Here is a 14,622-nt window from a genome sequence, read left to right as displayed (position 1 = left end):
TCCCGCATCCCGCGCCGCTCCGGTGGCGCCCGAGCAGCGGACTTGACATGGGTCCTAGCAATGTCCGAAAACAACCCCGACCCACCTCCGGCAGGTCACCCCGCAGCAGCAGCGCGGAGCGCACGACCGGTCGTCGTGGGGACGAAAGGTGTTCGCATGGCCACCCCCTCCACCCCGTCCGCCACCCTGGACGCGGCCGCCGCGACCGGCACGGCCGACGACGCCGCGACGGGTGAGGCGAAGGCACCCGCGAAGCGCGCGCCCGCCCGCACCCGCGCGGCCGCCACGACCACCGCGGCGAAGACCGCGACGACGAAGCCGGCCGCCGCCAAGGCGCCGACCAAGGCAGCCGCCGCCAAGGCCGCAGCCGCGGAGGCCGACGCTCCGGCCGAGACGGAGACGCCCGTGAAGGCGCCGACCGCCCGCGCCAAGGCCGCAGCCGCCAAGAAGGCCGCCGCCGCATCCGGCGACGCCGCGCCCGCCAAGGCGCCGCGCAAGACCGCCGCCAAGAAGGCCGCGCCGGCCGACGGCCCGGGCGAGCCCACCGACGAGGACGCGGAGGAGGTCGTGGTCCCCGCCGTCGAGGACGACACCGAGGACGAGGTCGTCGAGGAGGGTGCCGCGCCGAAGCCGCCCGTCGTGCTCGAGCCCCTCCCCACCGGCGCCATGGTGCTGTCGAACAAGGAGGAGGACGAGGACGTCCCCGTCTACTCCACGACCATCACGGGTGCCACCGCCGACCCGGTCAAGGACTACCTCAAGCAGATCGGCAAGGTCGCGCTGCTCAACGCCGCGGAGGAGGTCGAGCTCGCCATGCGCATCGAGGCGGGACTCTTCGCCGAGGACAAGCTGGCGAACACGCCCGGCATCTCGCGTGAGCTCGAGCGGGAGCTCCGCTGGGTCGCGCGCGACGGCCAGCGGGCCAAGAGCCATCTGCTCGGCGCCAACCTCCGCCTCGTGGTGAGCCTCGCCAAGCGCTACACGGGTCGCGGCATGCAGTTCCTCGACCTCATCCAGGAGGGCAACCTCGGCCTCATCCGCGCGGTCGAGAAGTTCGACTACACCAAGGGCTTCAAGTTCTCCACGTACGCCACGTGGTGGATCCGCCAGGCCATCACGCGCGCCATGGCCGACCAGGCCCGCACCATCCGCATCCCGGTGCACATGGTCGAGGTCATCAACAAGCTCGCCCGCGTCCAGCGGCAGATGCTCCAGGACCTGGGCCGCGAGCCCACGCCCGAGGAGCTGTCGCGCGAGCTCGACATGACGCCCGAGAAGGTCATCGAGGTGCAGAAGTACGGCCGCGAGCCCATCTCGCTGCACACGCCCCTCGGCGAGGACGGCGACAGCGAGTTCGGCGACCTGATCGAGGACACCGAGGCGGTCGTCCCGGCCGACGCGGTGGGCTTCACCATGCTGCAGAAGCAGCTCGAGTCGCTCCTCGACTCGCTCTCGGAGCGCGAGGCGGGCGTCATCCGCATGCGCTTCGGCCTGGGTGACGGCATGCCGAAGACGCTCGACCAGATCGGCGACACGTTCGGCGTCACACGCGAGCGCATCCGCCAGATCGAGTCGAAGACCATGGCCAAGCTCCGCCACCCGTCGCGCTCGCAGTCGCTGCGCGACTACCTCGAGTAGGCCGTGCCCCTGCGCCTCGCCGTCGCCGCCGGACGGGCCGCCCGCTGGGCAGCCCGCCTCCGCGGCGGCGGATCCGCCGTGCCCGGCGTCGTCGCCCTCCGCCTCGAGCCGCGCTTCCTCGAGCGCACGATCGCCGACCTCCCGCACGGTGTGGTCGCCGTCACCGGTTCCAACGGCAAGTCGACGACCACCCACATGCTCACCGCCGTCCTCCGGGCGCACGGGCTCCGCGTGTTCACGAACCCCTCGGGCGGGAACCTGCCCCAGGGGATCGCCTCCGCTGTCCTGGCCGACGCCGACGCGTCGGGTCGCATCGACGCCGACGTCGCCGTGCTCGAGATCGACGAGGCGTACGGCGTCGCGCTGTCCGCGCTCCTGACGCCGCGGACGGTGCTGCTCCTCAACATCCAGATCGACCAGCTCAACCGCTTCCACGAGCCCGACCGGGTCGTGGGCATGCTCGAGCGCATCGCCGCCACGGCCACGGAGGCGGTCGTCGCCAACCGCGACGACGCGCACGTCAACGCCATCGCCGCGCAGACAGCCCGGGTCGGCCGTGCGGCCGTCGACTGGTTCGGCGTGTCCGAGGAGCTCCTCGGCGACAGCAAGCACGGGCTCGCGTCCGCGCCGCGCTTCGGGTCCGAGGCACCGGAGCTCGTGCAGGCGGCGGCCGAGGTCGAGGCCGTCGCGCTCACCGGGCGCGACGCCGTCTTCCGCCTCGCGTCCGGGGACCTCGCCGTGGCCCTGCCGTCGCGCGGCCTCCACTACGCGGTCGACGCCGCCGGCGCGCTCGCCACCGCGCGTCGTGTGCTGGGGGAGCGGTTCGACCCGGCCGTCGCCGCGCAGGGCCTCGGCTCGGTCGCGGCCGTCTACGGGCGCGGCGAGATGCTGCGCGCGGGCGACGAGGACATCGAGATCATCATGATGAAGAACCCGGCGAGCCTGCAGATGAACCTCGACGCGCTGGGCGACCCGCCGGAGCAGGTGCTGCTGGCGGTCGACGACGGCACGCCGGACCCCTCGTGGATCTACGACACCGACCTCTCGGCGCTCACGCACGCCGACGTCGTCTCCGGCACCAAGGGGTACCAGCTCGCGGTGCGCTTCGGGTACGAGGGGCTGGACGTGGGCTGCGTCGAGCCCGACCTGCGCCGCGCCGTCCAGGCGTTCCTCGCACTCGAGAAGCCGTCCCGCGGGGTGAAGACCATGATCGTCAACTACGAGCAGATGATGGCGATCCGCCGCATCCTCGGCTACACGGACCTCGAGGGAGGACCCGCGTGAGCGACGCCCTGCGCATCCTGCACCTGTATCCCGAGGAGCTCGGCATCAACGGCGACCGCGGCAACGTGACCGTCCTCGTCGAGCGCTCCCGGATCCGCGGCATCCGCACCGAGGTCGTGCGCCACGCGCCGGGCGACGGGCACCCGGGCGATGCCGACCTCGTCATCATCGGCTCCGGCCCGCTCACGGCCCAGCGCGCCGTCCTGCCCGACCTCGTCGCGCACGCCCCGCACCTGGTGGCCCTGCAGCAGGCGGGCGTCCCGCTGCTCGCGGTGGGCGGCGGGCTCCAGCTCCTCGGGGAGTCCGTGCGGCTCGTCGACGGCGGCGAGCTCGTGGGCGCCGGCGTGCTCCCCGTCCGGACGACGCTCACGGCCGAGCGCCGCGTGGGCGACCTGGTGCTGGACACGCCCGAGGGCGAGATCGTGGGCTACGAGAACCACGGGTCGACGCTCGAGATCGGCGGGCATCGTCCGCTCGGATCCGTCCGCGCCGGCTTCGGCAACGGCGGGCAGGGCGGGGGCGAGGGCGTCCGCGTCGGCGCCTCCATCGGCACCCACCTCGGCGGCCCCGTGCTCGCGCTCAACCCGCGGCTCGCGGACGAACTGCTCGCCGCTTCGCTCGCGCGCCGCGACCGGGCGCTGCCCGCCGACATCTCGGGGACGCTCGACCGGCTCGACGGCTGGGCCCGCGAGGCGCGCGCCACCGTCATGGCGCGCCCCGCGCACTACTGACGTCCCGCCGCCTCGGCGCGGGAGGGTCCCGGAGACGGGAGAAGGGCGCATCCCCGCGGGGATGCGCCCTTCTCGTGTCGGCCAGAGCCGACGTGGTCCGTGCTACGCGCGCTCGTCGAGCAGGCGGCTCGACTCGTCGTGCCAGCTCGTCGCGATGGCCGACAGCTTCTCCTGGTACTTCTTGCCGTGGTGGGCGCAGAAGAGGAGCTCGGAGCTGTTGACCTCGACTCGGATGTAGGCCTGCGCCCCGCAGCTGTCGCAGCGGTCGTTGGCGGTGAGCTGGTGGTCGTCGAGCTCGTCGACGGGACGCTCGGTGGCGGTCGGTGTCATGTGATGCTCCCCTCCGGGTCGGGTCGTGGGTCGAGCCGAATGCATCAAGTAGACCACGTGCTCCCGGGTGTCGGCTCCTCCGGGGGCCGCCGTTTCGCTCTGCGCGTAGGCGCGGGCGGGGACGGCGGGTCGGAGGGGGAGGCACCGGGTGGCGGTTAAGATCGACACCGGCTCGCGTCCGGCGATCGCCGGACGTACATGGAGGACAGCACGTGGCAGCATCCGATTATTCCGCCCGCCATCTCTCCGTCCTCGAGGGCCTCGAGGCGGTGCGCAAGCGGCCCGGGATGTACATCGGGTCGACCGACTCCCGCGGGCTCATGCACTGCCTCTGGGAGATCATCGACAACAGCGTGGACGAGGCGCTCGGCGGCCACGGCGACCGCATCGACGTCCGCCTGCACCCGGACGGCAGCGTCGAGGTGCGCGACACCGCGCGCGGCGTCCCCGTGGACATCGAGCCCAAGACGGGCCTCTCCGGCGTCGAGGTCGTGTTCACCAAGCTGCACGCCGGCGGCAAGTTCGGATCCGGCTCCTACGCCTCCTCCGGCGGGCTGCACGGCGTGGGCGCCTCCGTCGTCAACGCGCTGTCGGAGCGCCTGGACGTCGAGGTCGACCGCGACGGCCGCACGCACGCCATGAGCTTCCGCCGCGGCGAGCCGGGCGTCTTCGACGACGAGGGCGGGGCGAGCCCCGATGCCCCCTTCCGCCCGTTCACCTCGGGCAGCGAGCTGCGCGTCGTCGGCAAGGTGCGCAAGGGCGTCACCGGCACCCGCATCCGCTACTGGGCCGACCGGCAGATCTTCACGCGCGGCGCCTCCTTCCTCACCGAGGAGCTGCTCGGCCGGGCGCGGCAGACCGCGTTCCTCGTGCCCGGCCTGAGCATCGACATCGAGGACCTCCGCGGCGAGCAGCCCGTGCGGGAGTCGTTCCGCTTCGACGGGGGCATCGCCGAGTTCGTCGACCACCTCGCCGTCGACGCGCCCCTCACGGACACCTGGCGCCTCGAGGGATCCGGCACGTTCACCGAGACCGTGCCCGTGCTCACCGACGGCGGCGCGATGGTGCCGACGGAGCTCACGCGCACGTGCGCCGTCGACATCGCCCTGCGCTGGGGGACGGGATACGACACGCGCTTCAAGTCGTTCGTCAACATCATCGCGACCCCCAAGGGTGGCACCCACCAGGCCGGCTTCGAGGCGGGCCTCCTCAAGTTCGTGCGCGCACAGGTCGAGGCCAACGCCCGCAAGCTCAAGGTCGGCACCGACAAGCTGGAGAAGGACGACGTCCTGGCCGGCCTCACGGCCGTGCTCACGGTGCGCTTCCCCGAGCCGCAGTTCGAGGGGCAGACCAAGGAGGTGCTCGGCACGCCGGCCGTCCGCGCGATCGTGTCGCAGGTCGTGCAGAAGGCGATGGGGGAGCGCTTCGAGTCGACCCGGCGCGAGGACAAGGCGCAGACCGCCGTGCTCCTCGAGAAGGTCGTCGGGGAGATGAAGTCGCGGATCTCCGCGCGCACGCACAAGGAGACGCAGCGTCGGAAGAACGCGCTGGAGAGCTCGTCGCTGCCGGCGAAGCTCGTCGACTGCCGGTCCAACGACGTCGCCAACAGCGAGCTGTTCATCGTCGAGGGCGACTCCGCGCTCGGCACGGCCAAGCTGGCGCGCGACAGCGAGTACCAGGCGCTGCTGCCCATCCGCGGCAAGATCCTCAACGTGCAGAAGGCGTCCCTGCCCGACATGCTCTCGAACGCCGAGTGCGCCTCGATCATCCAGGTGCTGGGCGCAGGGTCCGGCCGGACGTTCGACCTCTCGGCGGCGCGCTACGGGAAGATCATCATCATGAGCGACGCCGACGTCGACGGCGCCCACATCCGCACGCTGCTGCTCACGCTCCTCTTCCGCTACATGCGGCCGATGATCGACGAGGGACGCGTGTTCGCCGCGGTGCCGCCGTTGCACCGCGTCGTGGTGATGAACCCGGGCTCGAAGCCCAACGACGTCATCTACACGTACTCGGAGCGCGAGCTCGCGGCCGTGCTGGCGCAGGCGAAGCGGCAGGGCAAGCGCTACCAGGATCCGATCCAGCGCTACAAGGGACTCGGGGAGATGGACGCGGACCAGCTCGCCACGACGACCATGGACCGCCGGAACCGCACGCTCCGCCGGGTGCGGGTCGATGACGCCGAGGCGGCCACCCGCATGTTCGAGCTGCTCATGGGCAACGACGTGGCGCCGCGCAAGGAGTTCATCATCGACGGCGCGGGCAGCGTGCGGGACCGCATCGACGTCTGAGGTCCGCCCGGGAACGGGACGACGACGGCCGCGCACCCCTCGGGGTCCGCGGCCGTCGTGCCGTGCCAGCCGGATCAGGGCAGGTCAGGTCATGTCTCGAGCGGCGCGGATCCGTCCTCGGCCGCGGACTCGACGACGCCCACGGCGGCGCCCGACGCGGCATCGGGCGCCTCGGCGGGCGTGACCGCCTGGCCGACGCTCCCGATGCCCTTCTCGAGCGGGATCCCGGAGCCGTCGCGCTTCATGCCCGTGGGCGGCAGCTGGCGCACCTCGCCGGCGGGGCCGACGGCCAGCGCCGGGCCAGGTCCGACCCAGGCGAGGGCCAGGTGATCCTCGCCCTTGAGGTACGCGTGGGCGCGCACCCCGCCGGTGGCCCGGCCCTTGCGCGGGAAGTCGCCGAACGCGGACACCTTGGCGCGGCCCGGGTCGACGCCGGAGATGGTCGCCGACGACGCGGAGACCGTGACGACCTCGGCGCCCTCGGGCGCCACCGAGGAGAAGAACAGGACGCGGGCGCCCGCGCCGAGGTTGACCCCGGCGACACCGCCCGCCTGGACGCCCTGCGGCCGCACCGAGACCGCGGGGAAGTGCAGCAGCTGCGCCTCGCTCGTGACGAAGACCAGCTCGTCCGTCTCGGCGCCCTGGCGCGCGCCGACGACCTCGTCGCCCTTCCTCAGCGCGATGACCTCGTACTCCGGCTTGGCGGGCAGCGCCGACGGCGCCACGCGCTTGACGATGCCCTGGCGCGTGCCGAGCGCGATGGCCTCCTCCGTGCCGAGGGCGACGAGCGCGACGACGCGCTCCTTCCTGTCGGTCAGGCCGAGGTAGTCGCGGATCCGGACGCCGGCCCCCAGCTGCACGCTCGCGACGGGCACGACGGGCAGGTCGACGGGCGTCATCGTGACGAGGCGGCCGGTGTTGGTGATGGCGCCGATCCGGGTGCGGCTCGTGGTCTCGATGGCCGTCAGCACGGCATCGTGGGAGCTGCGTCGGACGGTCTGCAACGGGGTGCCGGGCGCGTCGGTCGGCAGGTCGACGCGGACGGCGCGGCCCGTGGTCGACAGCAGCACCCGGCAGGGCACGTCGGCGATCTCGAGCACCGGTGCGGAGCGACGGCTCGCGGCCCCGGCGACGCTCGGCGCCGCCTCGGTGAGGAGCGTCCGACGCGGCGTGCCGAACCGGTCGGCGACCTCCTGCAGCTCGCTCGAGACCAGGGCGCGGAGCCGGCGCGGGTCCGCGAGGATCCCCTCGAGCTCCGCGATCTCGGCCTGCAGCCGGTCGCGCTCCTCCTCCAGCTCGATGCGGCTGAACCGCGTGAGGCGGCGGAGGCGGAGCTCCAGGATGTAGTCGGCCTGCAGCGTCGAGAGGTCGAACACGTCCATGAGCCGCGCCCGCGCCTGCTCGGTGTCATCGCTGCCGCGGATGACCTGGATGACCTCGTCGATGTCGAGGATCGCGATGAGGAGGCCGAGCACGAGGTGCAGCCGCTCCTGGCGCCGGGCGAGACGGTAGCGCGTGCGGCGCGTGACCACGTCGAGCCGGTGCGCCACGTAGACCTGCAGGAGCTCCCGGAGGCCCAGCGTCTGCGGGCTGCCCTCGACGAGGGCGACGTTGTTGATGCTGAAGCCGTCCTCGAGCGGCGTGTAGCGGTACAGCTGCTCGAGCACCGCCTGCGGGTTGAACCCCGTCTTGATCTCGATGACGAGCCGCAGGCCGTGCGTGCGGTCGGTGAGGTCGATGACGTTCGTGATCCCCGACAGCTTCTTGCTCTGGACCCCGTCCTTGATCTTCTCGATGACCTTCTCGGGCCCGACGAGGTAGGGCAGCTCGGTGACCACGAGCCCCGACTTGCGCGGGGTGAGGCTCTCGACGGAGACGCGCGCGCGGGTCTTGAAGCTGCCGCGGCCCGTGAGGTACGCGTCCTTGACCCCCGAGAGCCCGATGATCGTGCCGCCCGTGGGCAGGTCGGGACCGGGGACGAACGCCATGAGGTCGTCGAGCGTCGCGTCCGGGTGGTCGATGAGGTGGCGCGCGGCGCCGACGACCTCGATGAGGTTGTGCGGCACCATGTTCGTCGCCATGCCCACCGCGATGCCGCTCGCGCCGTTGACGAGCAGGTTCGGGAACGCGGCGGGCAGCACGGCCGGCTGCATGAAGGCGTTGTCGTAGTTCGGAACGAAGTCGACGACGTCCTCGTCGAGGCCCTCGACCATCGCGAGGGCGGACGCCGCGAGCCGCGCCTCCGTGTACCGGGGCGCGGCGGGCCCGTCGTCGAGCGACCCGAAGTTGCCGTGCCCGTCGATGAGCGGGACGCGGAGCGTGAACGGCTGCGCCATGCGGACCATGGCGTCGTAGATGGCGGAGTCGCCGTGGGGGTGGAGCTTGCCCATCACCTCGCCCGTGACGCGCGCCGACTTCACGTGCCCGCGGTCGGGACGGAGGCCCATCTCGCTCATCTGGTAGAGGATGCGGCGCTGCACGGGCTTCAGCCCGTCGCGCGCGTCGGGCAGGGCCCGGGAGTAGATGACCGAGTAGGCGTACTCGAGGAACGAGTTCTCCATCTCGGTGGAGACGTCGACGTCCTCGATCCGCTCGGCGGGCTCGTCGGGCGTGGTGTTCGTGGTGGAGGGACTCATGGACTCTCTGGGTCGGGATCGGCGCTGCGTCGATCGGCGTCGTGACGCGGATGCGCGCCGGGCTGCTGTGGCAGACTGGGCCGGATGGCCCCCATGCTACCGGCGCCCGGATCCGCCCGGATGAGCCTCACCGCGGTGATGCCGGGTTGCCTCGCCGCCCTCGCGGGGGAGGCATCGGAGGCCGGCCTCCCGCCCGTCGACCGCGCGGTCGTGGTCCTCGTGGACGGCCTCGGATCCGCGGCCCTCCGCGCCCGCGCCGGCCACGCCCGCCACCTCGTGCAGGACTGGCGGAAGAAGGACGTCGTCGACGTGGGCTTCCCCACGACGACCGCCGCGAGCATCACCTCGCTCACGACCGGCGTGCGCGCGGGCGAGCACGGCCTCGTCGGCTACAGCGCCCTGGATCCCGCGCACGACCGGGTCCTCAAGCTCCTCTCCGGCTGGGACGCGCGGAGCGTGCCCGAGGAGTGGCAGCCCGTGCCGACGACGTTCGAGCGCGCGACCGCCGCGGGTGTCCCCGCCTTCGTCGTGGGCGCGGCGCGCTACGCCGGGTCCGGCTTCTCCCGCGCGGCGCTCCGCGGCGCGACCTTCGTCGCGGCCGAGTCCATCGCGGACCGCTTCACCGCGACGCGCGCCCTGCTCGACCGGACCCCCCGCGCGCTGGTCTACCTCTACGTCCCGGAGCTCGACCAGGCCGCGCACGCGCACGGCTGGCAGTCGGACCGCTGGCTGCGCGGCCTCGAGGAGCTCGACGCGGCCGCCGGTCCGTTCCTCGCCGGTCTCGGCCCGCGGGAAGGCGTGCTCATCACGGCGGACCACGGGATCGTGGACGTGCCCGCCGAGTCCCAGGTGCTGTTCGACCGGGTGCCGGAGCTGGTCGCGGGCGTCCGCCACGTCGCGGGGGAGCCGCGCTGCCTGCACCTGCACCTCGAACCCGGCACGGACGCTGACGCGCTCGCCTCGGCCTGGCGCGCCTCCGAGGGCACGCGAGCCCACGTGGCCACGCGCGCGGAGGCGATCGCCGCCGACTGGTACGGGCCGCTGCGGTCGGGCGTCGCCGAGCGCATCGGCGACGTCGTGGTCGCCACGCGCGCCCTCATCGCCTACTACGACGGGCGACCCCGGGACCAGGGCGCCCGTCGCATGGTCGGGCAGCACGGATCCTTCTCCGACGAGGAGCGCCTGGTGCCGCTCATCCGCGCCGGCGCGTTCGCGCGCGGCTGACCCCGGCGGCCCCGCCGTCCCGGGCACCCGCGGCGGCGGGGGATCAGGCCAGGTGGTCGTCGTCGCTGCGGGCGCCGAACACGATCTCGTCCCAGCTGGGCATGGCGGTGCGTCCGCGACGGCCGGAGGGCTTGCCGGATCCTCGGCCCTCGCCGGAGGGCGGGGTGCGCAGGCCGTCGTCCTCGGCGTCGGCGCGGTCACGGCCCGGGTCGACGCGGCCGATGCCGGGGATCACGGCGGAGCGGAGCGGGGGCACCGAGCGCTGGCCGCCGCGCGGGCGGGACAGCGGCTCGTCGCGCCGGGCCGCCGGAGCGGGTGCGGGCGCCGGGGCCTCGTCGACGACGTCGTCGCCCTCGTCGTCGCGCGGCACGGGCTCCCGCTCGCCGCGCCGACGACGCAGAGCCTCCAGCAGGTCGGCCGTCTCGTTCAGCTCGACCTGCGCGACGCGCGCGGGCTGCTGCGTGCCGGCGGGGTGGTTGCCCTGCCGGCCGAGGTGCGAGACCGACGCGCCCTCGTCGCGGCGCGGCGTCTCCCACTGCTGGGGGGCGGTGTCCTGGGTGGCGGACGCGGAGGTCTCGGGCAGGCGGAACGCGCCGCTGTCGAAGCGCGTGACGCCGTCCTCCTGGTGCGTGTCCACGGCCTCGGGCGGCAGGGCCCGGAGGCGGGGGATGAGGGCGCCGCGGATCTCGCCCTGCTGCGAGAGCGTGATGGCCTCGTTGTTGGCGGGGGAGAGCGCGTGCTTCTTGGCGTCGTACGACCAGCGGGCGTCGTGGTCGATCTCCTCGGAGGTGAACGCGACCTTCACGACCCAGCCGCCCAGCTGCTCCTTCCAGCTGCTCCAGCGCACGTCGACGGCGCCGAGCGACTCGAGGCGGTCCTCGATGACCTGGCCGAAGAGCGTGCCCTGGCCCATGGGGTCGACCTCGATGGCCGTGTGCACGGGGACCTTCATCGCGCTGCGCACGACGTGCTCGCGCTCGGCGACGACCGGCCCCTCGAACTTCCGGACGTACTCGACGGATGCGCCGGTCTCCCGCGCCACGTCCTCGGCGCTCATGCCCTGGCGGATGAACGACTGGATGATGCGCGGCGCGGCCTTGCGCGTGGTGGCGGCGCCGTCGGACTGGCGACGCAGCGCCTGGCGGAAGGAGTCGTCCATGACGAGGCGGTGCCGCTCACCTCCCGCGGTCTCGACGACGAGGGCGCCGTCCTCGACTCCGACGATCTTCAGATCCTGCATGTGTTCCACGCCTCTCGCGCTCACTGGACGATTCACGATGGCACGAGTCGGCCCCTCTTCCGGGGAATACGCGTGGCGCGCCGCGACTTGCATGGGACGAGAGCGCCGGGAGGCGGGATCACCGCCCGGGACGGCACTCAGTTAGTGCGCGAACGGTGTACCGTGTGAGTCCGCGTCCGCGGCCCGGCGACGGGCCTGCTCCCCGCATCCAAACCGCCGATCAGGGGCCCCGACAGGGGTCCTCCGACGGTTTGCTATCCGGATGCGATTCATGCAAACTGTGCCCGCCGATTCCGTTCGGCGGTTATTCGAGAAGTGGACAGGAATGGCAACTGATTACGACGCCCCGCGCAAGACGGAGGACGACTCCGACTCGATCGAGGCTCTCAAGGAGCGCGTCCCGGACCGCATGTCCGGGGTCGTGGACGTCGACGATGCCGACAACCCCGGGAGCTTCGACCTCGCCGGAGCCGACCTCTCCGACCTCGAGCTCGAGACGGTGGTGCTCCCGCCGCAGGCCGACGAGTTCACCTGCGTCAGCTGCTTCCTCGTGAAGCACCGCTCGCAGATCGACCACCAGGAGAAGCTCGGCCCCATCTGCCAGGAGTGCGCCGCCTAGCGACGCCGGGCCACCAGCAGGAGGGATGTCCCTCCACCGAACGTCATGATCGCCGCGATCCCCGGATCGCGGCGATCAGTCGTTCCGGGGTCCGGGTGGAGAGGAGCCAGTAGGGAGCCGGGTCCGCCGTGTCGAGGAGCGGCACCCGCACCACCGGATCCACCCAGCCGCGGATCACGAGGTACGCCCGCGCGTGCAGCCGGGTGCCGCGCTCCGCGGTGGCCTCGGCGGACCGGAACCCCTCGGGCTCGCCCAGCTGGTCGACGTCGATGGTCGCGCGTCCCGCCCGCAGCCGCCCGTCGACCACCTCGATCACCGGGCTCGTGAGCACCAGGGTCGCCACCACGCCCGCGTAGAGCACGATCGCGACGACCACCCCGGCGAGGACGCTGATGGGGAGGAACACGAGCAGGCTCGCGGGGATGACGAGGGCGGTGGCGACGAAGAGCCAGGGAGCCGGCCACAGCCGCTCCCTGTAGGGGGACGCATGCATGCGCCTATTCGATCAGATTCCTGCACTAGCCTCGGACCGTGCCCGATCCCGTCGACGTCCTCATCGCGGGCGACGCCCCGATCCCGGCCTACGCGCATCCCGGCGACGCCGGCGCGGACCTCGTGAGCGCGGAGTCCCTCCGCCTCGAGCCCGGTCAGCGCGCGACCGTGGGGACCGGCGTGTCGATCGCCCTCCCGGACGGCTACGCCGCCTTCGTCCTCCCCCGCAGCGGCCTCGCCGCGCGCCACGGGATCACGATCGTGAACGCCCCCGGGACCGTCGACGCGGGCTACCGCGGCGAGATCCGGGTGACGCTCCTCAACACCGACGCCCACGCCCCGTACGATGTCGCGGTCGGCGACCGCATCGCGCAGGTCGTCGTCATGCCCGTCAGCCGGGTGCGCTTCGTGCCCGTCGAGAAGCTGCCCGGGAGCCACCGCGGCTCGGGGGGCTTCGGCTCCACGGGCACCGGCGCCCTCCCCGTCCGAGACACAGGAGACCGAACATGACCGACGAGAACGCGAACCAGCCGGACGACGCCGTCGCGGACGACGCCGAGCACGTCCTGGATGCCAAGTCCGCCCCTGACGACCGTGCCGACGAGGGTCCGCTCGACGAGACCGAGGCGAACCCGGTCCGCCCCTACGTCGACCTCGGCGGGATCAAGATCCTGCCCCGCGAGGGCCTGCACCTCCGCCTCGAGGTCGCGGAGGGCACGCAGCAGGTCGTCGCGGTCGGCCTCGACTTCGCCGACTCCAGCCTGCAGGTGCAGCCGTTCGCGGCGCCCCGTTCGAGCGGGCTGTGGCACGAGATCCGCACGACCATCGGCGAGCAGATCCAGAGGCAGGGCGGCACGACCCGCCTGGCCGACGGCCCCTTCGGCCCCGAGCTCCACGCCGTCATCCCGGTCGTGCAGCAGCCCGACCAGCCCGCGGCGAGCACACGCGAGGCGCGCTTCATCGGCGTCGACGGGCCGCGCTGGTTCCTGCGCGGCGTCATCACCGGCCGCGCCGTCGCCGACCCCGAGGCCGCCGCCGCCGTCGAGGACCTGTTCCGCAGCGTCGTCGTGGTCCGCGGATCCTCCCCGATGCCCCCGCGCGACCTCATCCCCCTGAAGATGCCGGCCGCCCAGGTCGGCACCACCCCGGGCGGGGCTCCCGCGGGCGAGAGCCCCGCCCCCGCGCTGGGCTCCTGAGCGTGACGGGGAAGGGCCCGGCCGGGCACGATCCCGCGCGTGACCCGGCCGCCGAGGACGCGACGCCCGTCGATCCCGATGCCCGCACGCCCGCACCCCGCGAGGCCATCGGCGCCGGCATGGCGCAGGCGGCCGAGCGCGCGGGCCTCGGACAGGCGGCGCGCGGCGAGACGATGACCGCATCCGCCCTCCTCGGCGCCATGGGCGGCGCGCGCGGCGTCCTCGAGGCGATCGTCCCCGGGCTCCTCTTCCTCATCGCCTTCACGTTCACGCGCGACATCGTGCTCTCGGTCGCGGTGCCGGTCGTGGTCGCCGTCGCGGCCGTCGTGGCGCGGATGGTCCAGCGCTCCGCCGTGGCGCCCGCGGTGGGCGGACTCGTCGGCATCGTCATCTCCGCCCTCCTGGCGCTGCGCTCGGGGGAGGGACGCGACTTCTACGCGCTCGGCCTCTGGACGAACGGCGCGTACTTCGCGGTGCTGCTCGTCTCGGTCGTGGTCGGCTGGCCGCTCGTCGGGGTGGCCGTGGGCTTCCTCATGGGCGACGGCACGGCATGGCGGCAGGACCGCAGGAAGGCCCGGGCGCTCCGCCTCCTCACGCTCGTGTGGGTCGGCTTCTTCGCGCTGCGGCTCGCGGTGCAGCTCCCGCTCTACCTCGCCGACTCGATCGACGCGCTCGGCGTCGCCCGCCTCGTGATGGGGACGCCGCTCTACGGCGTGCTCCTCGTGCTGTCGTGGTTGTTCGTGCGCGCCGTCTACGCGAAGGACCCCGCGGCCCCGACCGCCGCCTGACCCGCGCGCCGCGCGCCGCGGGCCCGTCCGGCCCGGGCGGTGATAGATTCATCTCGACGTCGAGATACATCGGCGCCGTCCCCGCCCGCGTCGGCGTGCCCGATCAGGGTCGCCTTACTGGACCCGGCCGCGGCGGGCGACCAAGATCGGATG

Annotated in this window: 13 protein-coding genes; 9 read left to right on the top strand and 4 right to left on the bottom strand. The window is 73.1% G+C overall.

Annotated elements, in window-relative coordinates:
- Positions 1-156 precede the first annotated feature (156 nt).
- The 3 genes from QFZ62_RS02005 to QFZ62_RS01995 are packed head-to-tail and all read left to right on the top strand — an operon-like array spanning position 157 to position 3,653.
- Positions 157-1,638 carry an RNA polymerase sigma factor gene (locus QFZ62_RS02005; protein ID WP_307501116.1) on the top strand — a complete coding sequence of 494 codons (1,482 nt, stop codon included), beginning with the start codon at positions 157-159 and terminating at the stop codon, positions 1,636-1,638.
- A 3-nt stretch (positions 1,639-1,641) separates the two neighbouring features.
- Positions 1,642-2,922, top strand: coding sequence for a MurT ligase domain-containing protein (locus QFZ62_RS02000; protein ID WP_307501114.1), 1,281 nt, complete (start codon positions 1,642-1,644; stop codon positions 2,920-2,922).
- A complete protein-coding gene (locus QFZ62_RS01995; protein ID WP_307501112.1) occupies positions 2,919-3,653 on the top strand; it encodes a type 1 glutamine amidotransferase in 735 nt (244 codons plus the stop codon). Before QFZ62_RS02000 ends, QFZ62_RS01995 begins: the two co-directional genes overlap by 4 nt.
- Before the next feature lie 102 nt (positions 3,654-3,755).
- On the opposite strand, the gene QFZ62_RS01990 is transcribed toward QFZ62_RS01995, so the two are convergent.
- Positions 3,756-3,983, bottom strand: a complete 228-nt coding sequence (locus tag QFZ62_RS01990) for a hypothetical protein (RefSeq protein ID WP_307501110.1) — start codon at positions 3,981-3,983, stop codon at positions 3,756-3,758.
- Positions 3,984-4,195: 212 nt separating this feature from the next.
- Between QFZ62_RS01990 and QFZ62_RS01985 the strand changes: the two genes are divergently transcribed.
- Positions 4,196-6,274 (top strand): type IIA DNA topoisomerase subunit B, encoded by a 2,079-nt coding sequence (locus QFZ62_RS01985; protein WP_307501109.1) that lies wholly within the window; start codon positions 4,196-4,198, stop codon positions 6,272-6,274.
- 89 nt (positions 6,275-6,363) lie between these two features.
- On the opposite strand, the gene QFZ62_RS01980 is transcribed toward QFZ62_RS01985, so the two are convergent.
- The gene (locus tag QFZ62_RS01980; RefSeq protein WP_307501107.1) at positions 6,364-8,910 is read right to left on the bottom strand and encodes a DNA topoisomerase (ATP-hydrolyzing) subunit A; all 2,547 of its coding nucleotides are present in this window, start codon (positions 8,908-8,910) and stop codon (positions 6,364-6,366) included.
- An 84-nt stretch (positions 8,911-8,994) separates the two neighbouring features.
- Between QFZ62_RS01980 and QFZ62_RS01975 the strand changes: the two genes are divergently transcribed.
- A complete protein-coding gene (locus QFZ62_RS01975) occupies positions 8,995-10,134 on the top strand; it encodes an alkaline phosphatase family protein (protein WP_307501105.1) in 1,140 nt (379 codons plus the stop codon).
- A 43-nt stretch (positions 10,135-10,177) separates the two neighbouring features.
- Here the strand turns inward: QFZ62_RS01975 and sepH are convergent, their stop codons facing one another.
- Positions 10,178-11,374, bottom strand: a complete 1,197-nt coding sequence (gene sepH, locus QFZ62_RS01970) for a septation protein SepH (RefSeq protein ID WP_307501103.1) — start codon at positions 11,372-11,374, stop codon at positions 10,178-10,180.
- Positions 11,375-11,699: 325 nt separating this feature from the next.
- On the opposite strand from sepH, the gene QFZ62_RS01965 reads away from it, so the two are divergent.
- Positions 11,700-11,993: a DUF4193 domain-containing protein gene (locus tag QFZ62_RS01965; RefSeq protein WP_012038342.1), complete on the top strand. Its 294-nt coding sequence runs from the start codon at positions 11,700-11,702 to the stop codon at positions 11,991-11,993.
- A 43-nt stretch (positions 11,994-12,036) separates the two neighbouring features.
- Here the strand turns inward: QFZ62_RS01965 and QFZ62_RS01960 are convergent, their stop codons facing one another.
- Positions 12,037-12,486: a DUF3093 domain-containing protein gene (locus QFZ62_RS01960; RefSeq protein WP_307501101.1), complete on the bottom strand. Its 450-nt coding sequence runs from the start codon at positions 12,484-12,486 to the stop codon at positions 12,037-12,039.
- Positions 12,487-12,524: 38 nt separating this feature from the next.
- Here QFZ62_RS01960 and dut point away from each other — a divergent pair, with 38 nt between their 5' ends.
- Genes dut through QFZ62_RS01945 form a run of 3 tightly spaced genes read left to right on the top strand, consistent with a single transcriptional unit; the run spans position 12,525 to position 14,469 of the window.
- Positions 12,525-12,995, top strand: a complete 471-nt coding sequence (dut, locus tag QFZ62_RS01955) for a dUTP diphosphatase (RefSeq protein WP_307501100.1) — start codon at positions 12,525-12,527, stop codon at positions 12,993-12,995.
- Positions 12,992-13,681 carry a DUF3710 domain-containing protein gene (locus tag QFZ62_RS01950; RefSeq protein WP_307501099.1) on the top strand — a complete coding sequence of 230 codons (690 nt, stop codon included), beginning with the start codon at positions 12,992-12,994 and terminating at the stop codon, positions 13,679-13,681. Before dut ends, QFZ62_RS01950 begins: the two co-directional genes overlap by 4 nt.
- Before the next feature lie 2 nt (positions 13,682-13,683).
- Positions 13,684-14,469: a DUF3159 domain-containing protein gene (locus QFZ62_RS01945; protein ID WP_307501097.1), complete on the top strand. Its 786-nt coding sequence runs from the start codon at positions 13,684-13,686 to the stop codon at positions 14,467-14,469.
- The last annotated feature ends 153 nt before the right edge of the window (positions 14,470-14,622 follow it).

Origin of the sequence: Clavibacter sp. B3I6 (genome assembly GCF_030816895.1) — a bacterium.
Classification (GTDB): domain Bacteria; phylum Actinomycetota; class Actinomycetes; order Actinomycetales; family Microbacteriaceae; genus Clavibacter.
Note: the sequence above shows the minus strand (reverse complement) of the source record. Positions and strands in the feature narration are given on the sequence as shown.

Excerpts from the sequence above, each read along its gene's own strand:
- QFZ62_RS02005 (WP_307501116.1), top strand. The coding sequence starts at position 157 with ATGGCCACCCCCTCCACCCCGTCCGCCACCCTGGACGCGGCCGCCGCG.
- QFZ62_RS01960 (WP_307501101.1), bottom strand. The coding sequence starts at position 12,486 with ATGCATGCGTCCCCCTACAGGGAGCGGCTGTGGCCGGCTCCCTGGCTC.
- QFZ62_RS01950 (WP_307501099.1), top strand. The coding sequence starts at position 12,992 with ATGACCGACGAGAACGCGAACCAGCCGGACGACGCCGTCGCGGACGAC.
- QFZ62_RS01980 (WP_307501107.1), bottom strand. The coding sequence starts at position 8,910 with ATGAGTCCCTCCACCACGAACACCACGCCCGACGAGCCCGCCGAGCGG.
- QFZ62_RS01990 (WP_307501110.1), bottom strand. The coding sequence starts at position 3,983 with ATGACACCGACCGCCACCGAGCGTCCCGTCGACGAGCTCGACGACCAC.
- sepH (WP_307501103.1), bottom strand. The coding sequence starts at position 11,374 with ATGCAGGATCTGAAGATCGTCGGAGTCGAGGACGGCGCCCTCGTCGTC.
- QFZ62_RS01965 (WP_012038342.1), top strand. The coding sequence starts at position 11,700 with ATGGCAACTGATTACGACGCCCCGCGCAAGACGGAGGACGACTCCGAC.
- QFZ62_RS01975 (WP_307501105.1), top strand. The coding sequence starts at position 8,995 with ATGGCCCCCATGCTACCGGCGCCCGGATCCGCCCGGATGAGCCTCACC.